The 12,867-nt window shown below is 70.6% G+C and carries 13 protein-coding genes; 4 read left to right on the top strand and 9 right to left on the bottom strand.

The genetic code is table 11. From position 1 onward, the window contains the following. Positions 1-101: 101 nt before the first annotated feature. Positions 102-692, bottom strand: a complete 591-nt coding sequence (locus AB0K52_RS11425) for a M15 family metallopeptidase (RefSeq protein ID WP_363529709.1) — start codon at positions 690-692, stop codon at positions 102-104. An 89-nt stretch (positions 693-781) separates the two neighbouring features. Between AB0K52_RS11425 and AB0K52_RS11420 the strand changes: the two genes are divergently transcribed. Beyond that, positions 782-1,456, top strand: coding sequence for a response regulator transcription factor (locus AB0K52_RS11420; RefSeq protein WP_363529706.1), 675 nt, complete (start codon positions 782-784; stop codon positions 1,454-1,456). Next, positions 1,449-2,567 (top strand): HAMP domain-containing sensor histidine kinase, encoded by a 1,119-nt coding sequence (locus AB0K52_RS11415; protein ID WP_363529703.1) that lies wholly within the window; start codon positions 1,449-1,451, stop codon positions 2,565-2,567. The genes AB0K52_RS11420 and AB0K52_RS11415 overlap by 8 nt, the downstream gene beginning before the upstream one ends. A 622-nt stretch (positions 2,568-3,189) precedes the next feature. Here AB0K52_RS11415 and vanX read toward each other — a convergent pair. From vanX to AB0K52_RS11400, 3 genes are read right to left on the bottom strand one after another with little or no spacing between them, the layout of a single operon-like run. Further along, entirely contained in the window at positions 3,190-3,798 is a 609-nt protein-coding gene (vanX, locus tag AB0K52_RS11410) for a D-Ala-D-Ala dipeptidase VanX (RefSeq protein WP_363529700.1), read from the bottom strand. Continuing rightward, positions 3,788-4,828 carry a D-alanine--(R)-lactate ligase gene (gene vanA / locus AB0K52_RS11405; RefSeq protein ID WP_363529697.1) on the bottom strand — a complete coding sequence of 347 codons (1,041 nt, stop codon included), beginning with the start codon at positions 4,826-4,828 and terminating at the stop codon, positions 3,788-3,790. Before vanA ends, vanX begins: the two co-directional genes overlap by 11 nt. Further along, positions 4,821-5,798: a D-isomer specific 2-hydroxyacid dehydrogenase family protein gene (locus AB0K52_RS11400; protein ID WP_363529694.1), complete on the bottom strand. Its 978-nt coding sequence runs from the start codon at positions 5,796-5,798 to the stop codon at positions 4,821-4,823. Before AB0K52_RS11400 ends, vanA begins: the two co-directional genes overlap by 8 nt. A gap of 130 nt (positions 5,799-5,928) precedes the next feature. On the opposite strand from AB0K52_RS11400, the gene murF reads away from it, so the two are divergent. Continuing rightward, positions 5,929-7,275, top strand: coding sequence for a UDP-N-acetylmuramoyl-tripeptide--D-alanyl-D-alanine ligase (gene murF / locus AB0K52_RS11395; RefSeq protein ID WP_363529691.1), 1,347 nt, complete (start codon positions 5,929-5,931; stop codon positions 7,273-7,275). Here murF and AB0K52_RS11390 read toward each other — a convergent pair. Next, the gene (locus tag AB0K52_RS11390) at positions 7,267-8,100 is read right to left on the bottom strand and encodes a hypothetical protein (protein ID WP_363529689.1); all 834 of its coding nucleotides are present in this window, start codon (positions 8,098-8,100) and stop codon (positions 7,267-7,269) included. The genes murF and AB0K52_RS11390 overlap by 9 nt on opposite strands. 78 nt (positions 8,101-8,178) lie before the next feature. Next, on the bottom strand, positions 8,179-9,111 hold the full coding sequence (locus tag AB0K52_RS11385) for an aldo/keto reductase (protein WP_363529686.1): 933 nt from the start codon (positions 9,109-9,111) through the stop codon (positions 8,179-8,181). Positions 9,112-9,238: 127 nt separating this feature from the next. On the opposite strand from AB0K52_RS11385, the gene AB0K52_RS11380 reads away from it, so the two are divergent. Beyond that, positions 9,239-10,120, top strand: a complete 882-nt coding sequence (locus AB0K52_RS11380; protein WP_363529684.1) for a LysR family transcriptional regulator — start codon at positions 9,239-9,241, stop codon at positions 10,118-10,120. A gap of 22 nt (positions 10,121-10,142) precedes the next feature. Here the strand turns inward: AB0K52_RS11380 and AB0K52_RS11375 are convergent, their stop codons facing one another. From AB0K52_RS11375 to AB0K52_RS11365, 3 genes are read right to left on the bottom strand one after another with little or no spacing between them, the layout of a single operon-like run. Further along, complete coding sequence (locus AB0K52_RS11375) at positions 10,143-10,832, bottom strand: hypothetical protein (protein WP_363529681.1); 690 nt, start codon at positions 10,830-10,832, stop codon at positions 10,143-10,145. A gap of 25 nt (positions 10,833-10,857) precedes the next feature. Next, positions 10,858-11,751: a carbohydrate ABC transporter permease gene (locus tag AB0K52_RS11370; protein ID WP_363530556.1), complete on the bottom strand. Its 894-nt coding sequence runs from the start codon at positions 11,749-11,751 to the stop codon at positions 10,858-10,860. A gap of 26 nt (positions 11,752-11,777) precedes the next feature. Then, positions 11,778-12,794, bottom strand: a complete 1,017-nt coding sequence (locus tag AB0K52_RS11365; protein WP_208494522.1) for an ABC transporter permease subunit — start codon at positions 12,792-12,794, stop codon at positions 11,778-11,780. Between the last annotated feature and the right edge of the window lie 73 nt (positions 12,795-12,867).

Here is a 12,867-nt window from a genome sequence, read left to right as displayed (position 1 = left end):
CCGCTCCCGCTTCGCCGCCTGCCTTGAGTCGAGCCCTACCGCTCCACGGCGAGAACCGCCCGAGCGGCGATCGATCAGATCGCGGGGGCGGACGCGCCTGGTTACCGTCGTGTCCGCGGATCTTCGGCGGGGTTGGCGTACATCGGCGGCGGGCCGTGCTCGATCGCTTCGGGGCGCAGTTCGAAGTGCCAGGGCTCGTTCGCGTAGACGCGGCAGAGACCGTGGGCGGCAACGTGCTCGGAGAGCCAGGCCGCGGCGGCGGGCGGGCCGATGTCGACCGCGCGGCCGGCCACGTGCGCCGAGGTCTCAGGGGTGGAGACCCAGCGGGAGGCGGCGGCTTCGGAGCCGTATTCGGCCACGGCTTCGCGGCGCAGCTGGCGCTGGTACTCGGGCGAGCGCCAGCCGCTGTTGACGTAGAGGGTGACGCCCTCGCGGGCGGCCTCGGCGCCGGCGCGGCGCAGGGCGGCGAGGAGCGGCGGGTCCAGGTTGGCGACGCCCGGCACGGTGTCGTCGAAGACCGTGGTCCGGTACGGGACGGCACCATCGGGGACGCCGAGCGCGCCGCGGTCGCGGATGCGCAGGAGCCGGTAGCCGAGGGCGGCGGCCAGCGCGGCGAGGACGGCGACCGCGCGGGCGGCGAGGCCCCGGCGGAGGCGGCGGGTCATGGCGCGAGGTGCAAGGGTGCTGGACATGCGTCCAGTACAGGCGGGGCGGTGTTGTGGGCGCGTTAGCGGTTTTCCATATGCCGACGATAGGGGCGCGGCCGTAGCATCTTGGAACTATGCGCGTGCTGATCGTCGAGGACGAACCCTTTCTGGCCGAGGCCATCCGCGACGGCCTCCGGCTGGAGGCCATCGCCGCGGACATCGCCGGGGACGGCGACACCGCCCTGGAGCTGCTGAGTGTGAACGCTTACGACATCGCGGTCCTCGACCGCGACATCCCCGGGCCGTCGGGCGACGAGGTGGCCGCGCACATCGTCGCGTCCGGCACCGGCATGCCGATCCTGATGCTCACCGCGGCCGACCGGCTCGACGACAAGGCCTCGGGGTTCGAGCTCGGCGCGGACGACTACCTTACGAAGCCGTTCGCGCTCAAGGAGCTCGTGCTGCGGCTGCGGGCGCTCGACCGCCGGCGGGCGCATCACCGGCCGCCGGTGCGGGAGATCGCGGGTCTGCGTCTGGACCCGTTCCGGCGGGAGGTGTTCCGCGACGGGAAGTACGTGGCGCTCACCAGGAAGCAGTTCGCGGTGCTCGAAGTGCTCATCGCCGCCGAGGGCGGCGTGGTGAGCGCCGAGGACCTGCTGGAGCGGGCGTGGGACGAGAACGCCGACCCGTTCACGAACGCCGTGCGCATCACGGTCTCGGCCCTGCGCAAGCGGCTCGGCGAGCCGTGGGTGATCGCGACCGTGCCCGGTGTGGGCTACCGGATCGAGACGGGTGCGGCCCGTGGATAGGCGGCCCGGCCTCAGCGCCCGGCTCAAGCTCACGATCAGCTATGCGGCGTTCCTTCTGCTCGCCGGGGTCCTGCTGCTCGCGGTCGTCTGGTTCTTCCTCCTCCGGTACGTGCCGCCTGAAGCGGTGACGGTCCGCGGCGAGTGCTCGGACCCCGCCCGGCTCTGCCCCGGCACGTTCATCCCCGGCCGGGGCGATCTCATGCGGGCCTTCATACCGAAGGCCGCCGTGGCACTGGGCTTCCTGCTCGTGTTCGGCCTCGCGGGCGGATGGCTGCTCGCGGGCCGGATGCTGACGCCGCTCCACCAGATCGCGGCGGCCACGCGGATCGCGGCGAAGGGCTCGCTCTCGCACCGTATCCGGATGCCCGGCCGCCGCGACGAGTTCCGCGAGCTCGCCGACGCGTTCGACTCGATGCTCGAGCAGCTCGAAGCGCATGTGGCCGAGCACCAGCGGTTCGCCGCCAACGCCTCCCACGAGCTGCGGACGCCGCTCGCGACCATGCAGGCGCTCCTCGAGGTCGCCCGGCGCGAGCCGGCGCCGGGTTCGGAGGAGCTGGTCGAGCGCTTGCATTATGTGAACGCGAAGGCGGTCGACCTCACCGAGGCGCTGCTGTTGCTGAGCCGCAGCGGCCAGCGCACGTTCGTCGGCGAGCGCGTCGACCTCTCACTGGTCGCGGAGGAGGCCGCCGAGACGCTGCTGCCGCTGGCGGAGGAGCGCGGCGTCGACATCGAGGTCGCCGGGGACTTCGCGGCGGCGGCGGGCTCGCCCGCGCTGCTGCTGCAGATGGCGGTCAACTTGCTGCACAACGCGATCGTGCACAATCTCGGCGAGAACGGCACGGTGCGGATGGCGACCGCTGCGGAGGAGGGCGGCGCGGTGCTGACCGTGGAGAACACCGGCGCGCAGTTGACGGCGCACCTGGTCGCGACGCTCACCGAGCCGTTCCAGCGCGGCACGAGGCGCGTGCGCAGCGACCACGCGGGGGTCGGCCTGGGCCTCGCGATCGTGGACAACATCGTCCGCGTCCACGACGGCACGCTCACCCTCACGGCCCGAGAGGGCGGCGGCCTCCGCGTCGAAGTCCGACTGCCTGGGTCTGCTGGGTCGTGACCTGCGAAAACGAGCGATGTCGGACCCGTGTGGGAGAGTCGTGTCATTTCTTCGGTAGGTCGGAGGTGGCTGCGGGTGGGAAGGGGCATGCCCTATGCCGCAGCGCCGGCTGCCCGCGCCTTGGCTCCTGGCGCCTTTCCTGTGCATAAGGGAGCGTCGATATCCGACCGTTGGTTCGCTCGCAAGGCGGAAGGCCCTCCCGATACCGGGGCGGTATCGGGAGGGCCGGCAACGCAGCGAGCGGGCGAACGGGCCGGATAGCGACCGGTCTGATGCACAGGACAGGCCCCAGTCGCAATAGCGCGGATTGAAACCCCTGCGTCACAGGCATTTCGCCGCCGTCTCCTCGACCTTCAGGCCGTACTCCCGGCAGGGCTTCGCGACGAGCCTGTCGATCTCCCTGTCCGACGGGTCGCCACCCCGAGGCCGACACGGCGACTGCGAGTACAACGATCAGCCCGCCGATCAGCAAGGTCTCCATGTGAGAACGCGACCGGAACCACGTCGCGCCGCATGGGCAAGGCGCCTGGCGAAGTTCCTGGCGCACCGGCGGGAAGCGACTCGCTGCGCCTTGCGCCGCCGCCGCGGCTTCGCGGGGGCGGGCGAGGCGGCGGGACCGGTTTCAAGTGACGGAGAAGTCGAAGTAGGTGTCCGGGAACGGCTCGTTCTTGAGCGTGTAGTGCCACCACTCCCATTGATACGAAGCGAAACCGCAGTCTTCCATGAGGGTGCGCAGGAGCCTGCGGTTCGCGGCCGCCTCGCGGGTGAGGCCGGCGGCTCCGTGGTGGGAGACCGGGTCCATCAGGTCGTGGTGGCCGCCCATGGGGACGGGTTCGCCGGTGTCGAGGCGGCAGAGGGTGAGGTCGACGGTGCTCCCCCGGCTGTGGCCGGATTTCGGGGCCACGTAGTGCTTCTCGACCATTTCGGAGCGGTCGATGTTCGGGTAGTGGCGCGCCTTCGTGCGCCCGTCCTCCGGGAGCGCCGCCCACTCCAGGAACCGGTCGACCGCGCGCTGCGGCCGGTACGCGTCCCACAGCAGCAGGCCGAGCCCCATCGCCTCCGCTTTGCCTTGCGCTTCGAGCAGGGCCGCGCACAGCGCGCGCGTCCCCACGATGCGGTCGGTCAGGTATCCGTCGACGGGCGCGCCGGTGAAGTTGTCCGGTCCGGCGTAGCGCGCGTCCCAGCGCGCGCCGGGCACCAGTTTGTCGACGTACGCGAAGTCATCCCGCAACGGCAGTCCCCTCCAGCGCCAGCGCGACCAAGCGGTCGATCACCTCGGCGAGCGGCAGCCCCGACGCCGCCATCATTCTCGGGTAGCGGCTGTAGGAGGTCAACCCGGGCATGGTGTTCACCTCGTTCAGGACGACGGTGCCGTCTCCTTTGAGGAACAGGTCGACCCGCGCCAGGCCCCGGCATCCGAGGGCGCGGTAGATCGCCTTCGCGGTCTCCTGGACGAGTGCGCGCGACGAGGCGGGGATGTCGGCGGGCACGATGAAGGTGGCGTTCTCGGACCCGGTCTCGGGCGCGTCCTCCTGGTGGATCCTGAAGAAGCCGTGGGAGAGCGCGACGCGGTCGACCTCGCCGGCGAAGAGCGCGGTGCCGTTGCCGATGACGGCGCAGCCGATCTCCTCGCCTTCGACGGCCGCTTCGATGAGGACTTTGTCGTCGTAGCGCCGGGCGGTCGCCATGGCGTCCTCGAGGTGGTCGGGGTGGTCGACCTTGGTGACGCCGAACGAGGAGCCGGAGCGGGCGGGTTTGACGAAGACGGGGTAGGGCAGGGTCTCGGCGTCGGTCTTCTCGTCGGGGCCGACGGTCCAGAAGCCGGGCACGGCGATCCCGGCGTCGCGCACGACGAGGTACGCGAGGGTCTTGTCCATGCACAGCGCGGAGCTCGGCACGTCGCATCCGGCGTAGGGGATGCCGGAGAGTTCGAGGAGGCCCTGGATGGCGCCGTCTTCGCCCTGCTTGCCGTGGAGCACGGGCAGGACGACGTCGAGCGGGATCGTCCGGTGTCGGCCGCCTTCGAGGACGAGGAGGCCGCAGGTGCCGCGGTCGGGCGAGAGGATCGCGGGCAGGCCGTGCTCCCAGCCCGGTTCGGGTCCGTCGCAGAGCCGCCATGCGCCGTGTTCGGTGATGCCGATGAAGTGCGGCTCGTACCGGTCGCGGTCGAGGCTCGCGGCGACTTCGCGGGCGGATTTGACGGCGACCCCGTGCTCCTCGGAGCGGCCGCCGAAGACGATGCCGACCTGCAGTTTACCCATGCTGGGTTCCCTTCTCGAAGTTCAGGCAGTTCACAATGGACTGCTCGACGGTGTCGCCGAGCGCGTGGTCCGTGTAGTAGGCGGTGTGCGGGCTGATGAGCACGTGGGGCATCTGCTGGAGGCGCAGCAGCGGCTTGCTCTCGACGGGCCGGTGGCGGCGGTCGGCGTAGAAGACGCCTTCCTCGCCTTCGACAACGTCGAGGGCCGCGCCGCCGAGCCTGCCGCTCTCCAGGGCCGAGACCAGGGCTTCGGTGTCGATGAGCGCGCCGCGGCCGGTGTTGACGACGACGGCGCCGGGTTTCATGAGCGCGAGGCGCCCGCGGCCGAGGAGGTGGTGCGTGCCCGCGTTGAGCGGGGTGTGGAGGGTGACGATGTCGCTGCGGCGCAGCAGGTCGTCGAGGGGCGCGTATTCGGCGTCTGTCTTGGGGCCGTTGTCGTGCGCGAGGATGCGGCAGCCGAAGCCGCGCAGCCGGTCGATGACCGCCGATCCGATGCGGCCGGTGCCGACCACGCCTGCGGTGAGGTCGCGCAGTTCCCTCCCCCGCGTCTCGTGGAGGCGGTAGTCGTGCGCGTCGGCGCGGAGGACCGTGGACTTGGCGTGCCGCAGGGACATCAGCATGAGCATGAGCGTGTAGTCGGCGACGCTGTCGGGCGAGTAGGCGACGTTGCCGACCTCGATGCCGAGGCTGCGGGCGTACTGGACGCTGATGTGGTTGTAGCCGATGCTCCTGGTGGAGATGTAGGCGACGCCGGCCCTGCTGAGGGCCCGGAGCGCGGCGCCGGTGACGCGGGTCTGGTGGCCGATGCTGACGCAGCGGCAGCCCGCCGCGAAGTCGGCGTTCGCCTCGGACGGCGCGGCGGCGGTGATGCGGGGCGCGACGCCGAAGCGCGGCGCGAGCGCGCGGAACAGCGCGGCCTCGTCGTCGCCGCAGCCGTAGACGGCGATGCCGACCGGTTCCCTGTTGGTCATGCGCACAGTCAACGGGACCGGGCGTTACCGGGGCGTATGGCGTTTTCGATACGCGCGCGATAGGCGCTTATCGCGGGCGTATGGAAAAGCGCATACGCCCCCGCAACCGCGCGGGTCCTTGGATGGGCGCATGATCCCATTCAGTCTCAAGGAGATCGCCGCCCTCGCGGACGGCACGGTCGCGGGCGATCCCGATGTCATGGTGACCGCCCCGGCGGTGCTCGACGGCCGCCTGGCCGAGCCGGGCGGGCTGTTCGTCGCGTTCGACGGCGAGCGGGTCGACGGGCACGACTTCGCGGAGCAGGCCGGAAGGGCCGGCGCGGCGGCGGTGCTGGGTTCGCGGCCGACGACGCTGCCCACGGTCGTCGTCGCGGACGCGCAGGCGGCGCTGCAGGCGCTCGCCGCCGAAGCCGCCGCGCGCTTGCGGGCCGGGTTGACCGTGGTCGGCGTGACCGGCTCGCAGGGGAAGACGAGCACCAAGGACCTGGTGGGGGCGGTGCTGTCGAGCGCGGCGCCGACGGTCGCCACGGCCGGGTCGATGAACAACGAGCTCGGCGTCCCGGTCACGATCCTGCGCGCCGACGCCGGGACCCGTTGCCTGGCTTTGGAGATGGGGGCGCGGCGGGTCGGCGACATCGCGGCGCTCGCCGCGCTGGCGCCGCCCGACATCGGGGTGGTCCTCAACGTCGGGCAGGCGCATCTGAGCTATTTCGGGACGCGCGAGGCGATCGCCGAGGCCAAGGGGGAACTGGTGCGGGGCCTGCGGCCCGGTGGCGCGGCCGTGCTCAACGCCGACGATCCCGCTGTGGCCGCGATGCGCGCCCACACCGACGGGCCGGTCATCACCTTCGGTTCGGCTCCGCATGCCGACGTGCGGGTGGCGGGGTTGGAGTTGGACCGGCGGGGCAGGCCTTCGTTCACCTTGCACGCCAGGGGTATTGCGGTGCGGGTCGCGCTGCCGTTCGTGGGCGCGCATCAGGCGCTCAACGCGGCGGCGGCCGCCGCTGCGGGGCTCGCCGCGGGGGTGCCGCTCGAGCGGGCCGCCACGGCGCTCGCGGGGGCCTCGCTGTCGAAGTGGCGCATGGAGTTGCGGGAGCTGCCCGGTGGCATCACGCTGCTCAACGACTCCTACAACGCGAATCCCGACTCGGCCCGCGCCGCCCTGGACGCGCTCGCCGCGATCGAGGGCGGGCGTCGCATCGCCGTGCTCGGCGACATGGCCGAGCTCGGGGACGCGAGCGAGGCCGAGCACCGGGCCGTCGGGCGATACGCGGCCGCGAAGGCGGACATCGTGATCGCGGTCGGGGTCGCGAGGCCGGTGGCTGACGGGGCGGGCGGGCGGGGGATCGCACTGGCGGACAACGCGGCCGCGATCGAGTGGCTTCGCGCCCGGCTCGAACCCGGCGACATCGTCCTGGTCAAGGCCTCTCGGGAGGCCCGCCTCGACGAGGTGGCGGAAGCCCTCGGGTCAGACTGACACTTCGAGGCCCGCGCGGTCCTTGTCCTTCAGGCCCGCCTGGGCTTTCCTGACCGCTTCGCGGAGCTGGGCGGCGAGGCCGATGCGGCCGTCGTCCTCGAAGAGCGCGTTGCGCATGAACGTGACGCCGCGCAGCCGCCCGTACCGGTCCACGGTGGCGCGGCAGAGGCGGCTCGTCGAATAGGCCTCGTAGCGGTACGAGTCCCCGCTGCCCTTGCCGGAGCCGATCTCGGGGAAGAGGTCGTGGCGGCCGATCTCCTTCGCGCTCCGCCAGCGCCGCTGCTCGGCGTCGACCCACGCGCGGACGATGCACACGCCGAGGGTCTTGCCGCCCATGCGTTCGGCGCCGCGCAGCAGCTGGAGGTCGAGCATGGTGCCGTCGAGTTTGAGGGTCACCGAGGCGACGCCGTGGGGTTCGCGGCCGGTGAACTCGCTGCCGGGGTCGACGATCTCGTCGGCCTGGTCGCGGAAGTCGGGGTGGAGTTTGGCGATCTCGCGGATGACGAGGTGCTGGGCGGTGAGCACCTGCCGGGGGCTCATGCCGCTCACCGGCACACTATCCACAGTGGATCTCACGACGCGCCTGACGCCGCCGGCGTACTGCGGGTGGCGCTCGCCGGTCCGCTCGATGAGCTCACGCACCCGCTCTTTGTCCGGACGCTTGCCGAGGTGCCGGGTGAGGGCGGTGTCGAAGACGCGGCGCACCAGGATGCGGTACGCCGCGCGCTCCTTGTCCGGGAGCTCGCGGTAGGCGATGCGGGCCTCGCGGCTGCCGGTCCGCATGTAGGTGACGAGCGCCCTCGGGCCGGGCACTGGTGGTGTCATTGGCGTCCTTGTCCTGGGCGGGCCACCGGAAACCCGCCCAGTCTACAAACGGGACGCAAATCTATAGTGGACGGTTGCTTAGGGGACGGTGTACCCGGCCGCGCTCAGCAGCTCGTACCACTCCGGGCGGGTCAGCGGGACGTCAGAGCCCTGGGCGGAGGCCGCCACGCGCTCGGGGTTGGTCGTGCCGATGACGACCTGCATCTGCGCCGGGTGGCGGGTGATCCAGGCGACCGCGATCGCGATCGGCGGCACGTCGTACTTGGCGGCGAGGCGGTCGATCACCTCGTTCAGCTCGGGGTAGCGCTCGGAGCCGAGGAACGGGCCGGTGAAGAAGCCCGCCTGGAACGGCGACCACGCCTGGAGGGTGATGTCGTGCAGGCGGCAGTAGTCGACGATGCCGTCGTCGCGGGAGACCGACTGGTCCAGGGCCTGCATGTTCGCGGCGATGCCCTGGGCGATCAAGGGCGCGTGCGTGATCGACAGCTGCACCTGGTTGGCCACGATCGGCTGGTTCACGTACTTGCGCAGCAGGTCGAGCTGGCGGGCGGTGTGGTTCGAGACCCCGAAGGCGCGGACCTTGCCGGCGGCCTGCAGGTCGTCGAACGCGCGGGCGACCTCCTCGGGCTCGACCAGCGCGTCCGGGCGGTGCAGCAGCAGGATGTCGATGTAGTCGGTGTCCAGCGCCTCGAGCGACTCGTCCACGGACTCGACGATGTGCTCGTACGAGAAGTCGAAGTACGGGCCGGGGTGCATGATGCCGGTCTTGGTCTGGATGATCAGTCGCTCGCGCTCGGCGGGCGTCAGCTTCATGGCCTCCGCGAAGCGGCGCTCGCAGCCGTGGCGGCCGTTGCCGTAGAGGTCGGCGTGGTCCAGGAAGGTGATCCCCGCGTCGGTCGCGGTCTTGAGGAGGGTGCGCACCTCCTCGTCGGTCTTCTCCTGGATGCGCATCAGGCCGAGCACCACGTTCGGTGCGGTGATGTCGGTGCCGGGCATAGTGAAGGTCTTCATCGGTCTCTCCTCGCCGGAGCGGTCAGCACGAGGCCCGGGAAGGGGCCGCGCCGACCATGCTAGGCACCGCTAATCTAGAAGTCCAACAACTGCCGATCATGGCATTGAGAAGCACGGGAAATCATTCATGGATCTGCGGCAGATGGAGTACCTGGTCGCGCTGGCGGATGAGAGGCACTTCACTCGCGCCGCCGAACTGACCGGCATCTCCCAGTCCGGTCTCTCGGCCGCCATCAGGGGGCTGGAGGAGGAGCTGGGCACGAGCCTGTTCATCCGGACCACCCGGCGGGTCGAGCCCACCGAGGCCGGTTTCGCGCTGCTGCCGTTCGCCAGGGCGATGCTCGAGCAGGCCGCGGGCGCGCGCGACGCGGTCGTCAAGGCCAGCCGCGACCTCTCCGGGTCGCTGCGCATCGGCTCCGAGCAGTGCCTGGGCCTGGTCGACATCGGATCCCTGCTCGACCGGTTCCACCGCCGGCACCCGCGCGTCGAGACCCACTTCGTGCAGTCGGGCTCGCACGACCTGCTGGGGCTCCTGCGGGCCGGGGAGCTGGACGTCGCGTTCGTCGCCACCGACCGGCACCTGAGCGGCCTGCCGCGTCTGGAGATCGGCCGCCAGCCGCTGCTCGCGCTGCTGCCCCACGATCATCCGCTCGCCTCGAAGGCCTCGGTGCCGTGGGAGGCGCTGGCGGACGAGGCGTTCATCGACTTCGGGCCGTCCTGGGGGATGCGGACCTTGAACGACGACGCGTTCGCCGCGCGCGGCGTGCACCGGCGCGTCAGGTGCTCGGTGAACGACGTGCACACGCTGCTCGACCTCGTGTGCCGGGGGCTCGGGATCGCCGTGGTGCCGCGGCATGTGGCCGCGAAGCCGCAGGCGGAAGGGTTGCGGGCGCTGCCGATGGCCGATGGCACTCCGGAGTGGACGGTCTCGGCGGTGGCGTCGGGGCTCGACCGGCCCGACTCCCCCGCCGCGCACTTCCTCGAGCTCGTCCAGGAGCCGCGCGGCTGAGGTCCGCAGGCCCCGCCGCGGGTCAGTCCTGGACGGTGAACCGCTTGGTGACGTCGGCGACCACCGGCCGCACGAGCACCCACAGCATCAGGGCGAACGCCCAGGAGACCAAGAGGAGCACGGCCTCCGAGGCGAGGGCCACGACGCCGACGGCCACGGCGAGCAGCAGGAGCATGCCGAGCGAGGCCTTCCAGGAGAGGAAGAACTCCGCGGCCGCCACCCGCAGCACGTCCCGGAAGCGGAACGAGAAGAACGAGGACACCACGAGCAGGTGCCCGGCCCACACGGTGAGCACCGCCAAGAGGACCGCGCACACCGGCCGCAGCAGCGCGCCCCCGGCGACCTGCTCCGCGAAGAGCACGTTCACCGCGAGCACCGTCGCGACCGCCAGGACCGGCACCCACCAGGCGAGGGTGTCGCGCAGGTTCATCCTCAGGCCGCGGAACAGCGGCCGCGCCGGGCTCAGGTCCGGCTCCTTCTCCCAGGCGCGGTGCGCGTACAGCGCCGCCGAAAGCGCGGGCGCGGCCGGCAGGAGCGCGGCCACGAACCACGCGACGTTGCCGGGAGCGGGGGCGAGCAGCATCCACACCAGCAGCGTCGGCACCCCCGCGACCGCGAGGAACACCCCGAGGACCAGGTACCGGTAGACGGCGGCGGTGAACCGGGAGAGCACTCCCGGACCGATCTCCCCCGCGTGCTGCCGCATGCTCATGCTGTCGCCCCTTCCCTTGCCCGCATTAGCCCTTGACCGATCCAAGCATGACGCCCGAGACGAAGTACCGCTGGACGAAGGGGTAGATCGTCAGGATCGGGATGACGGTGAGGATCATCGTCACCGCCTGGATGTTCGCCGAGACCTGCGCGGTCGTGCTGCCCGCGGCCGCGGCGCCCTCGGACGCCGTCGTCGACGCGCCCGCGATGAGGTTGCGCAGGAACAGCGTGATCGGGAACAGCTCGCTCTTGTCGAGGTAGAGGAACGCGGCGAACCAGTCGTTCCAGAACGCGACCGAGTAGAACAGCACCATCGTGGCGATGACGGCCTTCGACAGCGGCAGCACGATCCGGCCGAAGATGCCGTACCAGCCGAGACCGTCGATCTGCGCGGCCTCCTCGAGCTCCTTCGGGAGGTTCTCGAAGAACGCCTTCATCACCAGCAGGTTGAACACCGAGATCGCGCCCGGGAGCACGATCGCCCACATGGTGTTCTTCATCTCCAGCGCCGAGATGAGCACGTAGTTCGGCACGAGGCCGCCGTTGAAGAACATCGTGAACACGGCGATGCCGATGAGCACCTTGCGGCCCTTGAGGTGCTGCTTCGACAGCACGAACGCGTACGTCGTGGTCAGCGTCATGGCGATCGCCGTGCCGACCACGGTGTACAGCACCGTGTTGCCGTAGTTGCGCCAGAACATGTCGTTCGACATGACGGCCGCGTACGTGTCCAGGTTGAACCCGACCGGCAGGAAGTTGACCTGCCCGGCCTTGATCGCCCCGGAGGAGCTGAACGACTGGGCGAGCACCGTGATGAACGGGTACAGCATCCCCACGCACAGCAGCACGAGCAGCGTGGCGTTGACGGCGCCGAAGACGCGCTCGCCCCTGGTCCTGGTGGTCCCCCGCGGCTTCACCATCGCGAGGTCGGTCGTGCGTACATCGGTCACCACAGGCTCGTCCCCGTCGTCCGCCGCGAGATGAGGTTCGCGGAAAGCACCATCACAAGGCCGATCAGGGCCTGGAACAGGCCGATCGCCGTCGCATAACTGAGATTGTTCGACACCAGGCCGACCCGGTACAGGTACGTCGAGATGACGTCGGCCGTCTCGTACGTCAACGGGTTGTACAGCAGGAAGACCTTCTCGAAGCCCACGTTGATGAACATCCCGATGTTGAGGATCAGGAGCGTCACCATCGTGGGGCGGATGCCCGGCAGCGTGACGTGCCAGGTCTGGCGCCACCGGCCCGCGCCGTCGATCTTCGCCGCCTCGTAGAGGGAGTCGTCGATCGAGGTCAGGGCCGCCAGGTAGAGGATGGTGCCCCAGCCGACCGTCTGCCACACTTCGGATCCCACGTAGATGAAGCGGAACCACTCGGCGCGCTGCAGGAACGGCACCTCCTCGCCGCCGAAGGCGCGGATGATCTGGTTCACCGTGCCCTCCAGCGACAGGAGCTGCATCAGCATGCCGACGATGATGACGATCGACAGGAAGTGCGGCAGGTACGAGACCGACTGCACGAACTTCTTGAAGTACTGCTGACGCACCTCGTTCAGCATGAGCGCCAGCACGATCGGCAGCGGGAAGCAGACGATCATGGTCAGGGCGCCCAGGACGACCGTGTTCGTGAAGACGTGCCAGAACGACGGGTCGTTGATGAACATCTCGATGTAGCGCAGGCCGACCCACTCGTCACCGAAGACGCTCCCGCCGGGGCGGAACCTGCGGAACGCGATGACGTTCCCCAGCATCGGGCCGTACTTGAAGATGATGAAGAAGATCAGCGGCACGACGGCCAGCGAGTACAGCTGCCAGTCGCGCTTGAACGCCTCGCGCCAGGTCTGCTTGCGCTTGCGGGGCCGCGCCTTCGGCTGCGCCCCGCGCGGCCGCGCGGGCGCGGCGTCGGCGATGGCCCCGCGGGCCTCGGCCCGCGGGGACTGCTCGTCTTGTGTGAGGGACATAGATGCGCCCTCCCGTCCGCGGCGGGGGCAGAGCGGCTGATCTGCGAATGCGGCGGAGCCGAGTTCACCAGCC

It is taken from the genome of Glycomyces sp. NPDC049804 (genome assembly GCF_040674615.1).
In the GTDB taxonomy this organism is placed as follows: Bacteria; Actinomycetota; Actinomycetes; order Mycobacteriales; family Micromonosporaceae; genus Glycomyces; species Glycomyces niveus.
Note: the sequence above shows the minus strand (reverse complement) of the source record. Positions and strands in the feature narration are given on the sequence as shown.